Raw genomic sequence first — 14339 nt, 5'->3', positions numbered from 1 at the left:
CCGCCGAGGAAGACGAGACGATCGCTTTCTCCTGGATCGTGTGGCCGTCGAAGGATGCACGCAACGCCGGCATGGCCAAGGTGATGGAGGACCCGCGGATGCAATCCTTGGGCGAAATGCCGTTCGACATGCGCCGGATGATCGTCGGCGGATTCGATGTCGTGCTCGACACCCAGGCACGCTGAAGGGGGAAGAGGATGACCGACAATTTCGTCTGGTATGAGTTGTGCTGCACCGATCTTGAGGCGGCCGAGGATTTCTACGGCGCGGTGATCGGCTGGACCAGCGCGCCATTCGAAGGCGCCGGCGCCGCCGGATACCGGATCTTCAGGATGGGCGACGCGGAGGTGGCGGGGCTGATGCCTTTGCCGGAGGGGATGAGCACCCCCTTCTGGCTCGGCTATATCGGGGTGGCCGATGCGGACGCGGCGACGGCACAGGCGGCGGCGTCGGGCGCCACGATCCAGCGGCTGGTGGACGTGCCGGAGGTCGGCAAGATCGGGTTGATCAGCGATCCTCAGGGCGTCGGCTATGCCGTTATCCAGGCGTATAGCGATCGCACGAGCGAGGCGTTCGATCAGCAACGCTTCGGGCACGGCAATTGGAACGAGCTTTCGAGCCCGGATGCCGACGGCGCGCTCGCTTATTATTCCGCGCTGCACGGGTGGACGCGGGGCCAGACGATGCCGATGGGCCCTATGGGCGATTATCAACTTGTTCAGGCCGACGGCGCCGACATTGGCGCGATCATGCCGGCACCTGCAGGCGCCGCGCCGTCCTGGCTCTATTATTTCGGCGTGACGGATATCGATGCGGCGGTGGAGCGGATCACCGAAAAAGGCGGCACCGTGTTGCATGGGCCGTCGCAGGTGCCGGGCGGCGTGTGGATCGTCCAATTCGCCGATCCGCAAGGTGCACGCGCGGCGGTGGTTGGCCCCAAGGCATAGGAGCAGACGATGACACGGATCAAACCCTGCCTCTGGTATGACGGCGATGCGGAAGCCGCCGCCACCTTTTACGCCGGCCTCTTTCCCGACTCCTCCGTCGATGCCGTTCACCGCGCACCTAGCGACTATCCGGCCGGCAAGGCCGGCGATGTGCTGACCGTCGATTTCACCATATTGGGCATGGCATTCCTGGGCTTGAACGGCGGCCCGGCATTCAAGTTCGACGAGGCGGTCTCCTTCCAGGTCCATACCCAGGATCAGGAAGAAACGGATCGCTACTGGAACGCGATCATCGATAATGGGGGCACGGCCAGCGCGTGCGGCTGGTGCAAGGACCGGTGGGGCCTAAGCTGGCAGATCACGCCCAGAGTGCTCGGCGAGATGATCGCCAGCGAAGACAGGGCCGCTGCGAAGCGGGCGATGGAAGCCATGATGGGCATGGTCAAGATCGACATCGCCGCGCTCGAACGCGCATTCGCGGGGGGGCAATAATGGCCGAGGCGCATGAAATTTCGATCGAGCGCACGCTCGACGCGCCGGTTGATGCCGTGTGGCGCGCCTGGACCGAGCATCTGGAGGAATGGTGGGCACCCAAGCCCTGGACGACGCGGATCGTCGAACAGGATCTGCGCGCGGGCGGAAAATCCGTGCTCGACATGCGCGGCCCGGATGGCGAGGGCGGCCCGATGGAAGGGATCTTCCTGGAGGTGACGCCGCAACGGCGGATTGTCTTCACGAACATCCTTGATGGTGATTGGAATCCGAAAAGCCCGCAGCCCGTAGCGATTGTGGGATTTTTCGATCTGACCGATCTCGGCAACGGGCGAACGGGCTATCGCGCCGGCGCGCGACACTGGGATGCGGACGCGCTGGAGTGCCATCGCGCCATGGGCTTCGAGCAAGGCTGGGGCATCGTCGCCGATCAGCTGGAAGCCGTTGCCAGACGGCTGGCGTCGGCCGATGCGTAGGTTGACCGGTGGCGTCTTCCAGTCGCTCGATGGCGTGATGCAGGCGCCGGGCGGACCGAGCGAGGATTGGACCCAGGGCTTCGTGCTCGGCGGATGGTCGACCAGCTTCTGGGATCCTACGATGGGCGAGGCGATGGACGGCCTGTTCGCGGCGCCGTTCGACCTGCTGCTCGGCCGCAAAACCTATGAGATATTTGCCGCGCATTGGCCCTATGTCGGCCCCGACGACCCGATCGGCACCGTGTTCGGCAAGGCCCAGAAATATGTGCTCACCCGCGGTCACGAGCCGCTGGAATGGATGAACAGCCATCCGCTCGGGTCGATCGCCGAGGTCGCCACATTGAAAGCGAGTGAGGGTCCGGACCTTCTGATCCAGGGCAGCACCACCCTCTATCCGGCCTTGCTGTCTGCCGGGCTGATCGACCGGCTGTTCGTGATGACCTTCCCGGTGGTGCTGGGCGGCGGCAAGCGCCTGTTCGGCGATGGCACGCCGCCGGGCGCGTGGACGTTGGTAGAGCAACGCCTGTCGACCACCGGCGTCATCACGGCCGTTTACGAACCCGCCGGCGCGATTCCCATCGGTACGTTCCAACTCGCGACGCCTAGTGCGGCCGAGGAGCGCCGGCAGCAACGCATGGCACGCGAAGGCTAGCGTCAGGCGAAGGCGGCCGCGCCCTTCAGCAGCTTGTAGGAATCGATCACGTCCTGCAGCGCCTTCTCGTGGCTGCGATCGCCGCCATTCCGATCGGGATGATAGCGGCGCACCAGCTCGCTATAGCGTTCGCGAAGGCCGCGCCGGTCGACATCCGGCTCGAGCCCCAGCACGCGCAGTGCCCGTCGCTCGGGATCGCTCAGCGGCTTGCCGTCCTTGCGTGCCGCATGCCGCCCCGTGCCGTAGCGCGCCTGGATCGCGTCGAGCGGATCGAGGAAGTCCGCCCAGCGCGGCGTGCCGCCAGCACCGGCATTGAAGGCGCGCGTTTCCCGCTCCCAGCCGGCATAAGGGCGCTGCTGCGCGCTGATCTCTTCGGCGCTCATGCCGTTGAAGAAATTGTAGCGGGCATTGAATTCGCGGACATGATCCAGGCAAAGGAAACGCCATGCGCCAGGGCCGTCGAAGCCGGAGCGCGGCCCGTCTTCCGGGGGCGCGCGAAATTCGCCGGCCTCGTTGCAGCCGGGTTGGCTACACCGGCGCTCGCCGGGCACGCGCCCGTGAAATCGTGGTTGTCTTTGCCCGGCCTCTGCCACGCATGATTCTCCCTTAAACACCGCTATATAGGAAGCATGATGCAAACTCCCACCGGCCCCATCGCCACCCAGATCGAACAGCGGCTTCAGGCTGCCTTGGCCCCCCAACGGCTGGCCGTGATCGACGACAGCAACAAGCATCGTGGCCATGCAGGCCACGATCCGCGCGGCGAAAGCCACTTCACGGTCGAAATCGTGGCAGACGCGTTTAGCGGGAAAAATCGGGTGCAGCGGCACCGGCTGGTCAATGAGGCGCTGTCGGATCTGCTGCGCGATCGCGTCCATGCGCTGGCGATCGTGGCGCGGGCACCCGAGGACGCCTGACGGGTAAGATTAAGGGAAAAGCCCGGCTAATGTGCAACGAGTTCGCCCGCCGTATTTCGCTCGATCAGCTTCGCAGCGGGTGGGGAGCCACGGGCATGAGCCTGCTCTTTCCGGCGGGCCTGCCCAACATGCCCGCCCTGGAGAGTATCCGGATCACGGATACTGCCATCATCCTTCGGGCCACGACGACGGGCGAGGCCGAGGTTGTGACGCGCCGCTGGAGCTGGCCCGCGGCCAATGGCAAACCCGTCTATAATTTCCGCTCCGACGGGCGGGAGTTCGCCAATGGCACGACGAGCGGCCGCTGCCTGATCCCCGCCGATGGCTTTTATGAGTTCACCGCGAACGCGCCGGCCGGTGAGGGCGCGACCGAGGAGAGGAAGGCAGGCTTTGCGCTGACGGCCCCGGACGCGCCCAAAGGCAAGTCCCGCAAGAAGCCGCCCAAGTCTAAGTGGGAGTTTCGCATGCGCGGGCTGGAATGGTTCGGCATCGCCGGGCTCTGGCGCACCGATCCGACGGTTGGCGAAGCCTGGACGATGCTCACCACGGCTCCAGGCCCCGACATAGCGCCTTATCATGATCGGCAGATCGTCGTGCTGGCGCCGGCGGATTATGCGCGCTGGCTCGACGGATCCGCGCCGGCAACGGAGATATGCCGGCCGCTGCCGGCCCATTCGCTGGACGTTCGTCAGATACGATGATGCAAATCCGCATGTACCGGCATTGACGGCGCGGGACATGAGGGTCAGCATTCTCGCGCGCGCAGGCGCTCCCTGGAGGAGACTGAACATGCCCTCGATGATGCTCCGTTCCGCCACCATGATCGCCATGGCCGTGGTCATGGCGCCTGCCATGGCGGCCACCACCAAGATGGACGTGCTGATGACGGGGGCCGCGGAAGCCCCAGGCCCCGGCGCCCCCCAAGGAATGGGCGACGCATCGCTCGCCTTCGATACGGATAGGGGCCAGGTCTGTTACCGCCTGCGGACGACGGGCATCGATACGCCGACCATGGCACATATCCACAAGGGCGCGGTGGGGGTGGCCGGCGGCGTGGTGGTGCCGCTGACCGCGCCGACCAATGGCAGTTCAGAAGGCTGCGCACCGATCGCGGCCGACGTACTGGCGGCCATCGTCGCGGCACCGGCGGATTATTACGTTAACGTCCACAATGCCGCTTTCCCCAAAGGCGCGATCCGAGGGCAATTGAAGTAGCCATTCCTGTCCGGCCGTTCTGATTCGGTCTTACGCGCGGAAAACAGGATAAGCGCCGTTTAGCGGGGCCCCGTTGGCTGCGCGGTGCGTTGTTGGCTTGCCTTCATCACGGAAAATCAAGGGCATGGCCCAATCCGGCGATGGTGGTGGCGCCCGCTTATGTGCGCGCGCGTCTTCGCTTCAACCCGAATGACCGGCCGAACAGGAGTTCATGCTATGGGTATCTTCGACAGCATCAAACACGCCATCTTTGGCGATCATGGTCTTTCAGGCGGCCACCCTACCTCTTCGCCAGAGGCTGCGGCCAATCCCGCGACCGCCAACCGGGCAGCCATTCCGATGACGAATCCCGCACCACAGGCCGCGCCGGCGGCGCAAGGCAATCCGGCTCCCGCCGCCGCACCGGTCGATATCGAGGCGATCCTGACCCAGCGCGCGGCCGCCGCCGGCCACCCCAGCAATTGGCGCACCTCGATCGTCGATCTGCTACAATTGCTGGGCCTCGATTCCGATCTTCAGGCGCGCAAGGAATTGGCCAGCGAACTGAATATCCACGCCGGGCCGGATGGAAGCGCGGAGCAGAATATCGCGCTGCACAAGGCCGTTATGCAGAGGCTCGCTGCGAACGGTGGGAAGGTCCCCGCGGAGCTTGTTAACTGACGCGCTAGGCCGTCAGGCTATCGCCGCGCCGGTCGATATCCGGCGCGGCGGTCCACAACACGTTGATTGTAAAGACCGTGCAGCCTGCTTCGTCACGCATAGCGACGATCCAGTCCACGCCATCGAAATCGCTGCCGGCATCGATCAGCAATTCGCCGGCAAATCGGACGGCCTCCCGTCGCGCCGCCGCGAAATCGGGCAGCTCCACCCAGGACGTGTCAGGGTCTTCGGCGCCACGATGGGCGGTGATTGAAAATCTCGGCATGGCGCGCCCCCTCGCCTCGTCCCGGCGGCACCTTCCAGAAACCTCCAAAACGGTCAAAGATCATGATCTATGATAAGCCATCGTCGGGCGGGTTGGTTCCCGCCCTGTCATTCTCGGGCGGGTTGGGCTATAGCGTCATTGCTACCAGTCGCAAATCGATGGTCTTTGGCGCTTTGCGGCCCTTCTTCCTTCTTTCCCTGCCTTTGGCGCGCACGAGGCCGCCTGACATTCGGGCTGCCGCAGAAGGAATGCGTTTATGACCACCGGAACCGTCAAATTTTTCAACGCCGACAAGGGCTATGGCTTCATCGCGCCCGAGGATGGCTCGGCTGATGCCTTTGTCCACATCAGCGCCGTGGAGCGTGCCGGCCTGGCGACGCTGCAGCAGAATCAGCGCGTGAGCTACGAGCTGGAAACCGGCCGCAATGGTCGGGTCAGCGCGGTCAACCTGCAGGCGCACGACTAATTGCCTATTCGGGCGGCGGCATCGCCGTCGCCCATCCTGCCTGATACAAGATCAGGCACTATCCCTGAGGAGACGATGGGTATGAACGAAAGCAGCCTTTACCGCGCGCGTGCCGAACAATGCCGCGCCGAAGCGGATGCAGCGACTCTGGAAAATGTGCGCGAGCGGTGTCTGCGCGCTGAATCGGCCTGGCTTGCCATGGCCGAGCGCGGCGAGCGAACCGACGCCATGCGCCTCTCGCGGGAAAAACCTGCCCCGGTCGAATAGAAAACGGGCGGAGCCGCTGGCCCCGCCCGCAACAAAGCTGTCAAAGGCGATCAGTCGGCCGAAGCGACGACGACACGGTGCTTCGGGACCGGATAGGAAACCAGCTGGTTGCCGATCGATCCGTGAACATAGCCGTTCTTGACCCGCAGCATGAACGGATTACCGGTCGTGCGATCCTCGCCCTTGAGGACCTTCACATCGCCAACCTGGTCGACGGTCCCGACAATGCGGTGACCTTCCCAAGTGAAGTCGATCGGCGTTGCGGCGAAAGCGGGAGCTGCGATAGCAGCGGCAGCGAAAGCGGTGAGGACGAATTTGGTCATCTGGCAACTCCGTGTAGGGGTGTGCCTCTCGCTGAACCATGTTTTGTTGTGCGGTGCAGCATTAGTTTGTTGCGCTGCCGAAGCGAGTGAGAAAAGCGCGTTCCCGGATGCATCGAATGCATGCGGACTGCGCATGGCCCGTTCGCAGCGTGGCTCGATGAAACAGATGGGAGGCCGTTCTTGATTGCGATCGTTGCGCCGTTGCTGGCGGCATGTGCGCCGGTGCCGCAGCCGGCTTTGCAGGCACCCCCGCAGGTTGCATTCTCCGCACCTTACAATTCCAACAATCCCTTCGCACTGATCGTGCGCGGGACGTTGCCGGCGGCGAAGGTCTATGAGGATCGGGACGTACTGGCCTTCATGGACAATGCTCCGGCATCACCAGGCCATGTGCTGGTAATCCTCAAACGCTCCCAGGCGCGTAATCTGCTGGAGATACGCAATAGCGAGCTCAAGCGTCTATTCCGCGTCGCGCGCCGCATTGGCGCGGCCGAACTGGCCGGTCTCGGTGCGGATGGTTTCACCATCGAACAGAATAACGGTTATGGGCAAAGCGTGCCGCACTTTCACATCCACGTCATTCCTCGCTACGCCGGCTATAGTCGCTGCCCGGCATCCGGTATTCGGCAACCGTTGAATGTGCTGGAACCGTTCGCCGTCGCATTGCGGGCGGCCCTCGCCGACCGGGCGCGCCGGTGAGTAAGGCATCATCGCCAATCCATGGCTGGATCATTCTCGACAAGCCACTCGGCCTCGGCTCAACCCAGGCGGTGAGCGCGGTCAAGCGCGCGCTCCGCGTCGGCGGCTATGGGAAAGCCAAGGTCGGGCATGGCGGTACGCTCGATCCGCTTGCGAGCGGGGTGCTGCCGGTGGCGATCGGAGAGGCGACCAAATTGTCCGGCCGCATGCTGGATGCGGACAAGGCCTATGATTTCACTATTGCCTTCGGCACAGAGACGGACACGCTCGACAGCGAGGGGGCGGTCGTGGCCGAGAGCAAGACGCGGCCGACAATGGCCGCGTTGAACGCGGCGCTGGCCCGCTTCACCGGACCGATCGCACAGGTGCCGCCAGCCTATTCGGCGCTCAAGGTAGACGGCAAACGTGCCTATGATCTGGCGAGAGCCGGCGAGGAGGTCGTGCTGGCGAGCCGCGATGTCGTGATACACGCGCTTGATATCCGTCACCCCAAACTGGTTTCAGGGTCTACCTCCCGACACGCTCCGGCGCAGGAGGCGCAATGGATGCTGAAACAAGTTCAGCATGACGGTCTATTGGAGGAAATAACCCTCTCCGCGCGCGTCTCCAAAGGACCCTATATCCGCAGCCTCGCGCGTGACATTGCCTATGCGCTCGACACGGTCGGGCACGTCACCGTGCTTCGCCGCACGAAAGCGGGGCCGTTTGCCCTTGAATCGGCGATATCGCTGGACATATTGGATGAAGCCGCTAAGGACGCGCGGCTGCAAGAGCTGCTCTTGCCGCTGACGGCCGGACTGGACGACATCCCGGTCCTCGCTGTCTCCCCCGATCAGGCCCACGCGCTCCGTCAGGGACGCCGGTTGATCGGTATCGCAGCACCACCAGGTCTCAACCTCGCGATGCTCGGCGAACTGCCCGTGGCGCTCGTTGAAGTAGGAGACGATATTTCGGTGGTGCGCGGTTTCAACCTGATGTCGGAGTGAAACGACAATGACGATTACCGCCGAACGCAAAGCCGAGATCATCAAGGACAATGCCCGCAGCGAGGGCGATAGCGGCTCGCCGGAAGTCCAGATCGCGATCCTCACCGAGCGGATCGTCAACCTGACCGAGCATTTCAAGACCCACGCGAAGGACAATCACTCGCGCCGCGGTCTGCTGATGATGGTGAATAACCGCCGCAGCCTGCTTGATTATCTCAAGAAGAAGGATGCCGCCCGCTACACTGCCCTGATCGGCAAGCTCGGCCTCCGCAAGTGATGAAAGGGCCGCCCGCGAGGGCGGCCCTTTTGGCATTCCGGCGCAGGCCGGCATGTCCCTCACCGCCCGACAAAGTCTGACGGTGAAAGCTGTAACACGTTCAGCATGAAGACGTGAAAGAACGGGACCAATCGGCAATTCGGTCGACGTCCAGGGACCAAGGTCCCACACCGCCGCAGGCCGGTAAGCCTGCAAACAGAGGCCCCGGCGCGCATTTGGCCGCCGGTGTGAAGGAAACCCAATGTTCGATATCAAGAAGACGGAAATCGAGTGGGGCGGCAAGACGCTGACCCTCGAAACGGGCCGCGTTGCCCGCCAGGCTGACGGCGCGGTCATCGCGACGCTCGGCGAAACGGTCGTGTTGTGCGCGGTCACCGCCGCCCGCTCGGTCAAGGAAGGGCAGGATTTCTTCCCGCTCACCGTCCACTACCAGGAAAAATATTCGGCTGCGGGTCGTATCCCCGGCGGCTTTTTCAAGCGTGAGCGCGGTGCCACCGAGAAAGAGACGCTGACCTCGCGTCTGATCGATCGCCCGATCCGCCCGCTGTTCCCGGAAGGTTTCTACAACGAGATCAACGTCATCGCCCAGGTGCTGAGCTATGACGGCGAGAACGAGCCCGACATTCTGGCGATGGTCGCCGCGTCCGCCGCGCTCACCATCTCCGGCGTGCCCTTCATGGGCCCGATCGGCGCCGCCCGCGTCGGCTACCAGAATGGCGAATATATCCTGAACCCGACGCTGGATCAGGTGAAGGAAGGCGATCTGGACCTGGTCGTCGCCGCCACCGGCAATGCCGTGATGATGGTCGAGTCCGAAGCCAAGGAGCTTTCGGAAGACGTCATGCTGGGTGCGGTCGTGTTCGCGCACGATGCGTCGAAGAAGGTGATCAACGCCATCATCGACCTGGCCGAGAAGGCTGCCAAGGATCCGTGGGAGCTGGAGCATAGCGACGACAGCGCGCTCAAGAAGCAGGTCCACGACGCGATCGGCGCCGGCATCGCCGCCGCTTACAAGCTGACCAAGAAGGCCGAGCGCGTTGCCGCGATCGCCGAAGCCAAGGCGCCGCTCAAGGACGCCTTCGCCGACGCCGATAGCGCGACCAAGCTCAAGGTCGCGAAGCTCGGCAAGAAGGTCGAGGCCGAGATCGTCCGCGGTCAGATCCTCAATGAAGGCGTCCGCATCGACGGCCGCGACACGAAGACGGTCCGCCCGATCGAGGCGATGGTCCACTTCCTGCCGCGTACGCACGGTTCGGCCCTGTTCACCCGCGGCGAGACGCAGGCGATCTGCTCGACCACGCTCGGGACCAAGGAAGCGGAACAGATGATCGACGGTCTGAACGGCCTGTCGTATGAGCGTTTCCTGCTCCACTACAATTTCCCGCCTTATTCGGTGGGCGAAGTGGGCCGCTTCGGTGCGCCGGGCCGTCGCGAAGTCGGTCACGGCAAGCTCGCCTGGCGCGCGCTGCACCCGGTCCTGCCGAGCATCGAGGAATTCCCCTACACGATCCGCGTTCTGTCCGACATCACCGAGAGCAACGGCTCCTCGTCGATGGCGACGGTGTGCGGCGGCAGCCTTGCCATGATGGACGCGGGCGTTCCGCTGAAGCGTCCGGTCTCCGGCATCGCCATGGGCCTGATCCTCGAAGGCAAGAAGTTCGCGATCCTGTCGGATATTCTCGGTGACGAGGATCATCTCGGCGACATGGACTTCAAGGTGGCCGGGACGTCGGAAGGCATCACCAGCCTGCAGATGGACATCAAGGTCGCCGGTATCACCGAAGAGATCATGAAGGTCGCGCTCGCCCAGGCCAAGGAAGGTCGTGCCCACATTCTGGGCGAGATGGCCAAGGCGCTGGGTGAGACCCGCACCGAATTGTCCGCGCATGCGCCGCGCATCGAAACGATGCAGGTGCCCAAGGACAAGATTCGTGAAGTGATCGGCACGGGCGGCAAGGTGATCCGCGAGATCGTCGCCACCACCGGCGCCAAGGTCGACATCGAGGATGACGGCACCGTCAAGATCTCGTCGTCCGATCCGGCGCAGATCGAGGCCGCGCGCAAGTGGATCGAAGGCATCACGCAGGAAGCGGAAGTCGGCAAGATCTACAACGGCAAGGTCGTCAACATGGTCGACTTCGGCGCGTTCGTGAACTTCATGGGCGGCAAGGACGGCCTCGTTCACATCTCCGAGATCAAGAACGAGCGGGTGGCCAAGGTCTCCGACGTCCTGAGCGAAGGCCAGGAAGTGAAGGTCAAGGTCCTCGAGATCGATCCGCGCGGCAAGGTTCGCCTGTCGATGCGCATCGTCGATCAGGAGACTGGTGCGGAGCTGGAGGACACCCGTCCTCCGCGCGAAGCCGGCGACCGCCCGGAGCGGAGCGATCGTGGTCCGCGCCGTGACGGCGAAGGCCGTGGCCCGCGTCGCGATGGCGAAGGTCGTGGCGATCGCGGCCCGCGCCGTGAGGGTGGCGAGCGTGGCTCACGTCGTGACGGCGAAGGCCGCGGCGACCGCGGTCCGCGTACGCCGCGCACGGAAGGTGGCAATGACGACGGCCCGGCGCCGGAATTCGCGCCGGCCTTCCTGACGCGCACCGACGATTGATCGATCGGTAAAGGTTGAAACGGAAAGGGCGCCCCGCGGGGCGCCCTTTTTGTTGGCTGACGTGCGTAGATGATTTTGCGCGAACGCGCGTGATCCGATCCGGCGCGCCTTACCGTTCTCCGAACAGGTCGCGCTGCGCTTTCTCCAGCTCTTCGGCATAGCGGCGGCGCACGAAGCTTTCGGTCAGCATGCCGAGGATCGTGCGATCCGGCGCGAGCACGACCAGTTCGTCGCTTTCGGCCGCGTCGAAGCAGGCCATGACCTGGCTGATGTCCATATCCGGCTGCAGTGCGGTTTCTGTGGAATGGGCGAAGCGGCCCACGTCCGCCTCGTCGTCGAGCCCTTCCGCGAAAACGGTGGGCGGGCTCACGATGCCCGCATAGGCGCCGTGTTCGTTGGTGAGGGCAACGCGGCTGACCGAGCCCAGCGGAAAACGCCGGCGGAATTCGGCAACCTTCGTGTCCTTGGAGGTGGTCTTGACCTTGCCCCGCATCATCCGACCGGCCGTCAATGTCTTGATCCAGCCGACGTTGCGTGCGCTCTTGATCGTCTCGCCGCGCAGATGCAGGCGCCAAGTCGAGAAGCTGTAGCCGAAAATCTCCCGCACGATCGTCGAAGAGACAAGGCTGGCAGCCAATACCGCCCCGGTCAGGCTGAAATTCCCGGTCGCGCCCAATACGAGCATGGCCATCGTGATGGGCCCGCCCACCACCGCTGTCGCCAATGCGGCCATCCCCACCAGTGCGGCATTGCCGGCATCCAGCACGGGATGGCCGAACAGCAATGCCCCGCACAGGGCATAGATGTGCCCGGCCAGCGTGCCCAAAAAGAGCGACGCGAAGAACAGCCCGCCGCGAAATCCAAAACCCAGCGAGAGGATCGACGCGAGGCATTTGGCCGCCAGGATCATGATCAGGAAATCGAGCGGTGCGGTCTCCAGCAGATCGATGTGGAGCGCGCTATGTCCCGCCGAGAGCACTTGTGGCGAGAGCAGCGCGACCGGAATGAGCAGGCAGCCGCCTACACAGGGCCGCAACCAGCGCGGCAGCCACGCGCGCGAGACAGCTTCGACCGCGGCAACGGCGCGCATCATGCCGACCCCGATGAGCGCGCAGGCAAGGCCGAGGCCGGCATAAACGAGATAGCCGGTGGCATGGATCGCCGGACCGGGGTTCACCGTTACAACATACGGCACGCCACCCAGACGCTGGGCGACCTGCGCACCCGCCAGACTGGCAGCGGCAACCGGCGCGATTGCCGCCGGGGTATAAGCGCCAATCACCACCTCGAACGCATAGAAGGCGCCGACCAACGGCGCGCCGAATGCCGCGGCGATGGCCGCACCGGCACCGGCGCCGACCAGGGTGCGAACGTCGCTGCGGCGCAGGCTCAACCAGCGCCCGGCGCGCGACGCGATCATGCCGCCGGTTTGGGCATAGGCGGCCTCCAGGCCGACCGAGGCGCCAAAGCCGTTCGAGAGGATCGTCTGCGCCGAGATGATCAGGCTGTCCCACACGCCCATGCGGCCACCGTGCAGCGCATTGGCCTCGACCGCGTCTATGAGCGTGCGTTGCCGCGCGCGAACGCCCCAGTTGAACAAGGCCAGCACGAGCCCGCCGATCGGCAGGATTGCCAATTGCCAGAGCGACAATTCGGGCGTCCCGCTCAGCCGCTCGTCGTTGGGAATACCGAACAGACTATGCTGAAGGGCCCAGGCGGCAAGGCCGAGGGCAATGGTCAGCAGCCCGGCCAGCATGCCAATCACGATCGCGGCCAGAATGAAGAAGAATTCGGACGCGCGGACGCGTTGGCGCAGCCAGCGGCCCCAAGCGAAGCCCTTGCGGCTATAGAATTGGACGTGTGTACCGACCGCCATCGCATCTCCTGTGGACGAGCGTGGCGGCCTTTATGCAACCCTTATTGTGACAGAGGGCAGGGCCGTCCGTCCGGGCCGACGGCGACCATGACGAACTCCGCGCTTGCCGCGCGGCGCCGTGCGCCGGTCAGCAACGCCTCCGCCCAGAGCTCAACCTGGACGCGCACGGACGTCCGTCCGGTGGTTGCGACATGCGCGTTCAGTTCGATCATTTCGCCCACCCGGACGGGTGACCGGAAGTCGATCCTTTCGGATGCCGCCATCACCATCACGGATCGGGCATGGCGGGTCGCAGCGATGAAGGCGGCCTTGCCCAGCATGCGCAAGGCGTCGCCGCCGAACAGGGTGCCGTAGTGATTGGCCTGGGGCGGGAACACCATATCGACCATCATGAGACGATGGTGCTCCTGGACCGGCGCCGGGCCGAGCGGGGGAAGCGGCAAGCGCGTCCCCGGCTCCTTTACCGCGACCAGGGTGAACAGCCCGCGGGTGCACAGTCGCCGGTCGCCCGACAACAAGGCCTCCGCGGTCAAGGTTACCTCGACATGGATCGAACTGCGGCCGACGCGCACGACCTGGGCGGCCGCTTCGACCAGCTCCCCCTCATGCGCAGGGGCGGTGAAATCGATTCGCTCGGACGCGGCGGTAACGAAGGTCGCGCGCCCGTGCCGCGATGCGGCCAGGAACGCGATCTTATCCATATGGGCCAGTGCCGTTCCGCCGAACAATGTGCCGTGGTGGTTGGTGTCCCCGGGGAAGATCATGTCGATCAGCCGGATAATGCCGAGATTGTGCGGCGCCTGCGGTGCGTCCATGTCGGCATCCCTCTCGCCCAGCGGTGCGACACTGACGGTCATTGCTCTTCTCCACCCGAGACCAGGCGGAGCGCCGGACGGACGCGACCGGAGCCACGATCGGATCGCTCCGGCCGTGCGCAAGCCAGCGCCTGACCGGGCACCCCGCCGGAGGACGTTATCGCGACGAGGCAGGTCTCCTGGCTCACGGGTCGTCACGGCGGCCTGGCCTTCCCAGGGGTGTGCCCCAGTGACCTTTTTCGACCTCCGCTCGCCGCTTACAGTTGCGGGGGCAGCGCCGGCCTTGATCCCGCGAGATCGCACCGGCTTCCCGTCTTAGCTCCGTACGCAAGGCGTGCGGAGAACCTCGACCCACCAAGCATCGGCCCGCATCCCGATCCCGTCAAGGCCGATATAAAGGA

The 14339-nt window shown here is 64.6% G+C and carries 20 protein-coding genes and 1 riboswitch; of the genes, 15 read left to right on the top strand and 5 right to left on the bottom strand.

From position 1 onward, the window contains the following. From ACOJSI_RS05380 to ACOJSI_RS05360, 5 genes are all read left to right on the top strand, one after another. The coding region (locus ACOJSI_RS05380; RefSeq protein WP_420137231.1) for a DUF1428 domain-containing protein at window positions 1-185 on the top strand (185 nt) is incomplete at its 5' end. A gap of 12 nt (window positions 186-197) precedes the next feature. Continuing rightward, window positions 198-947, top strand: a complete 750-nt coding sequence (locus ACOJSI_RS05375) for a VOC family protein (protein WP_420137230.1) — start codon at window positions 198-200, stop codon at window positions 945-947. A gap of 9 nt (window positions 948-956) precedes the next feature. Then, window positions 957-1439 carry a VOC family protein gene (locus ACOJSI_RS05370; protein WP_420137229.1) on the top strand — a complete coding sequence of 161 codons (483 nt, stop codon included), beginning with the start codon at window positions 957-959 and terminating at the stop codon, window positions 1437-1439. Continuing rightward, window positions 1439-1915 (top strand): SRPBCC domain-containing protein, encoded by a 477-nt coding sequence (locus ACOJSI_RS05365; RefSeq protein WP_420137228.1) that lies wholly within the window; start codon window positions 1439-1441, stop codon window positions 1913-1915. Before ACOJSI_RS05370 ends, ACOJSI_RS05365 begins: the two co-directional genes overlap by 1 nt. Further along, entirely contained in the window at window positions 1908-2567 is a 660-nt protein-coding gene (locus ACOJSI_RS05360; RefSeq protein ID WP_420137227.1) for a dihydrofolate reductase family protein, read from the top strand. Before ACOJSI_RS05365 ends, ACOJSI_RS05360 begins: the two co-directional genes overlap by 8 nt. Window positions 2568-2569: 2 nt before the next feature. On the opposite strand, the gene ACOJSI_RS05355 is transcribed toward ACOJSI_RS05360, so the two are convergent. Further along, window positions 2570-3118, bottom strand: coding sequence for a J domain-containing protein (locus tag ACOJSI_RS05355; protein ID WP_420137226.1), 549 nt, complete (start codon window positions 3116-3118; stop codon window positions 2570-2572). Between the two features lie 78 nt (window positions 3119-3196). Here ACOJSI_RS05355 and ACOJSI_RS05350 point away from each other — a divergent pair, with 78 nt between their 5' ends. The 4 genes from ACOJSI_RS05350 to ACOJSI_RS05335 all read left to right on the top strand — a co-directional run bounded on the left by ACOJSI_RS05350 (window position 3197) and on the right by ACOJSI_RS05335 (window position 5359). Beyond that, entirely contained in the window at window positions 3197-3484 is a 288-nt protein-coding gene (locus ACOJSI_RS05350) for a BolA family protein (RefSeq protein ID WP_420137225.1), read from the top strand. A gap of 29 nt (window positions 3485-3513) precedes the next feature. Continuing rightward, a complete protein-coding gene (locus tag ACOJSI_RS05345; RefSeq protein ID WP_420137224.1) occupies window positions 3514-4185 on the top strand; it encodes an SOS response-associated peptidase family protein in 672 nt (223 codons plus the stop codon). Between the two features lie 88 nt (window positions 4186-4273). Then, window positions 4274-4699 (top strand): CHRD domain-containing protein, encoded by a 426-nt coding sequence (locus ACOJSI_RS05340; protein WP_420137223.1) that lies wholly within the window; start codon window positions 4274-4276, stop codon window positions 4697-4699. A 216-nt stretch (window positions 4700-4915) separates the two neighbouring features. Further along, on the top strand, window positions 4916-5359 hold the full coding sequence (locus ACOJSI_RS05335) for a DUF3597 domain-containing protein (RefSeq protein ID WP_420137222.1): 444 nt from the start codon (window positions 4916-4918) through the stop codon (window positions 5357-5359). Window positions 5360-5363: 4 nt separating this feature from the next. On the opposite strand, the gene ACOJSI_RS05330 is transcribed toward ACOJSI_RS05335, so the two are convergent. Then, window positions 5364-5624, bottom strand: coding sequence for a DUF6894 family protein (locus tag ACOJSI_RS05330; RefSeq protein ID WP_420137221.1), 261 nt, complete (start codon window positions 5622-5624; stop codon window positions 5364-5366). A gap of 256 nt (window positions 5625-5880) precedes the next feature. Here ACOJSI_RS05330 and ACOJSI_RS05325 point away from each other — a divergent pair, with 256 nt between their 5' ends. Together ACOJSI_RS05325 and ACOJSI_RS05320 are read left to right on the top strand one after the other, a co-directional pair. Beyond that, entirely contained in the window at window positions 5881-6090 is a 210-nt protein-coding gene (locus tag ACOJSI_RS05325) for a cold-shock protein (RefSeq protein ID WP_420137220.1), read from the top strand. Window positions 6091-6171: 81 nt separating this feature from the next. Next, window positions 6172-6357, top strand: coding sequence for a hypothetical protein (locus tag ACOJSI_RS05320; RefSeq protein WP_420137219.1), 186 nt, complete (start codon window positions 6172-6174; stop codon window positions 6355-6357). A 50-nt stretch (window positions 6358-6407) separates the two neighbouring features. Here the strand turns inward: ACOJSI_RS05320 and ACOJSI_RS05315 are convergent, their stop codons facing one another. Next, entirely contained in the window at window positions 6408-6680 is a 273-nt protein-coding gene (locus ACOJSI_RS05315; RefSeq protein ID WP_420137218.1) for a hypothetical protein, read from the bottom strand. Window positions 6681-6860: 180 nt separating this feature from the next. Between ACOJSI_RS05315 and ACOJSI_RS05310 the strand changes: the two genes are divergently transcribed. The 4 genes from ACOJSI_RS05310 to pnp all read left to right on the top strand — a co-directional run bounded on the left by ACOJSI_RS05310 (window position 6861) and on the right by pnp (window position 11247). Further along, on the top strand, window positions 6861-7379 hold the full coding sequence (locus ACOJSI_RS05310; protein ID WP_420137217.1) for an HIT family protein: 519 nt from the start codon (window positions 6861-6863) through the stop codon (window positions 7377-7379). Between the two features lie 17 nt (window positions 7380-7396). Then, window positions 7397-8365, top strand: a complete 969-nt coding sequence (gene truB, locus ACOJSI_RS05305; protein WP_420137232.1) for a tRNA pseudouridine(55) synthase TruB — start codon at window positions 7397-7399, stop codon at window positions 8363-8365. Window positions 8366-8372: 7 nt separating this feature from the next. Then, a complete protein-coding gene (gene rpsO / locus ACOJSI_RS05300) occupies window positions 8373-8642 on the top strand; it encodes a 30S ribosomal protein S15 (RefSeq protein ID WP_420137216.1) in 270 nt (89 codons plus the stop codon). 241 nt (window positions 8643-8883) lie between these two features. Beyond that, window positions 8884-11247 (top strand): polyribonucleotide nucleotidyltransferase, encoded by a 2364-nt coding sequence (gene pnp, locus ACOJSI_RS05295; protein ID WP_420137215.1) that lies wholly within the window; start codon window positions 8884-8886, stop codon window positions 11245-11247. A gap of 109 nt (window positions 11248-11356) precedes the next feature. On the opposite strand, the gene ACOJSI_RS05290 is transcribed toward pnp, so the two are convergent. Continuing rightward, window positions 11357-13123, bottom strand: a complete 1767-nt coding sequence (locus ACOJSI_RS05290; protein ID WP_420137214.1) for a chloride channel protein — start codon at window positions 13121-13123, stop codon at window positions 11357-11359. A gap of 41 nt (window positions 13124-13164) precedes the next feature. Then, window positions 13165-13980 carry an acyl-CoA thioesterase gene (locus ACOJSI_RS05285; RefSeq protein WP_420137213.1) on the bottom strand — a complete coding sequence of 272 codons (816 nt, stop codon included), beginning with the start codon at window positions 13978-13980 and terminating at the stop codon, window positions 13165-13167. Between the two features lie 109 nt (window positions 13981-14089). Then, window positions 14090-14302: riboswitch (cobalamin riboswitch) on the bottom strand. Window positions 14303-14339: the final 37 nt, after the last annotated feature.

The sequence above is a fragment of the Sphingomonas sp. genome, from assembly GCF_048595155.1.
Taxonomy (GTDB): Bacteria; Pseudomonadota; Alphaproteobacteria; order Sphingomonadales; family Sphingomonadaceae; genus Sphingomonas_I.
Note: the sequence above shows the minus strand (reverse complement) of the source record. Positions and strands in the feature narration are given on the sequence as shown.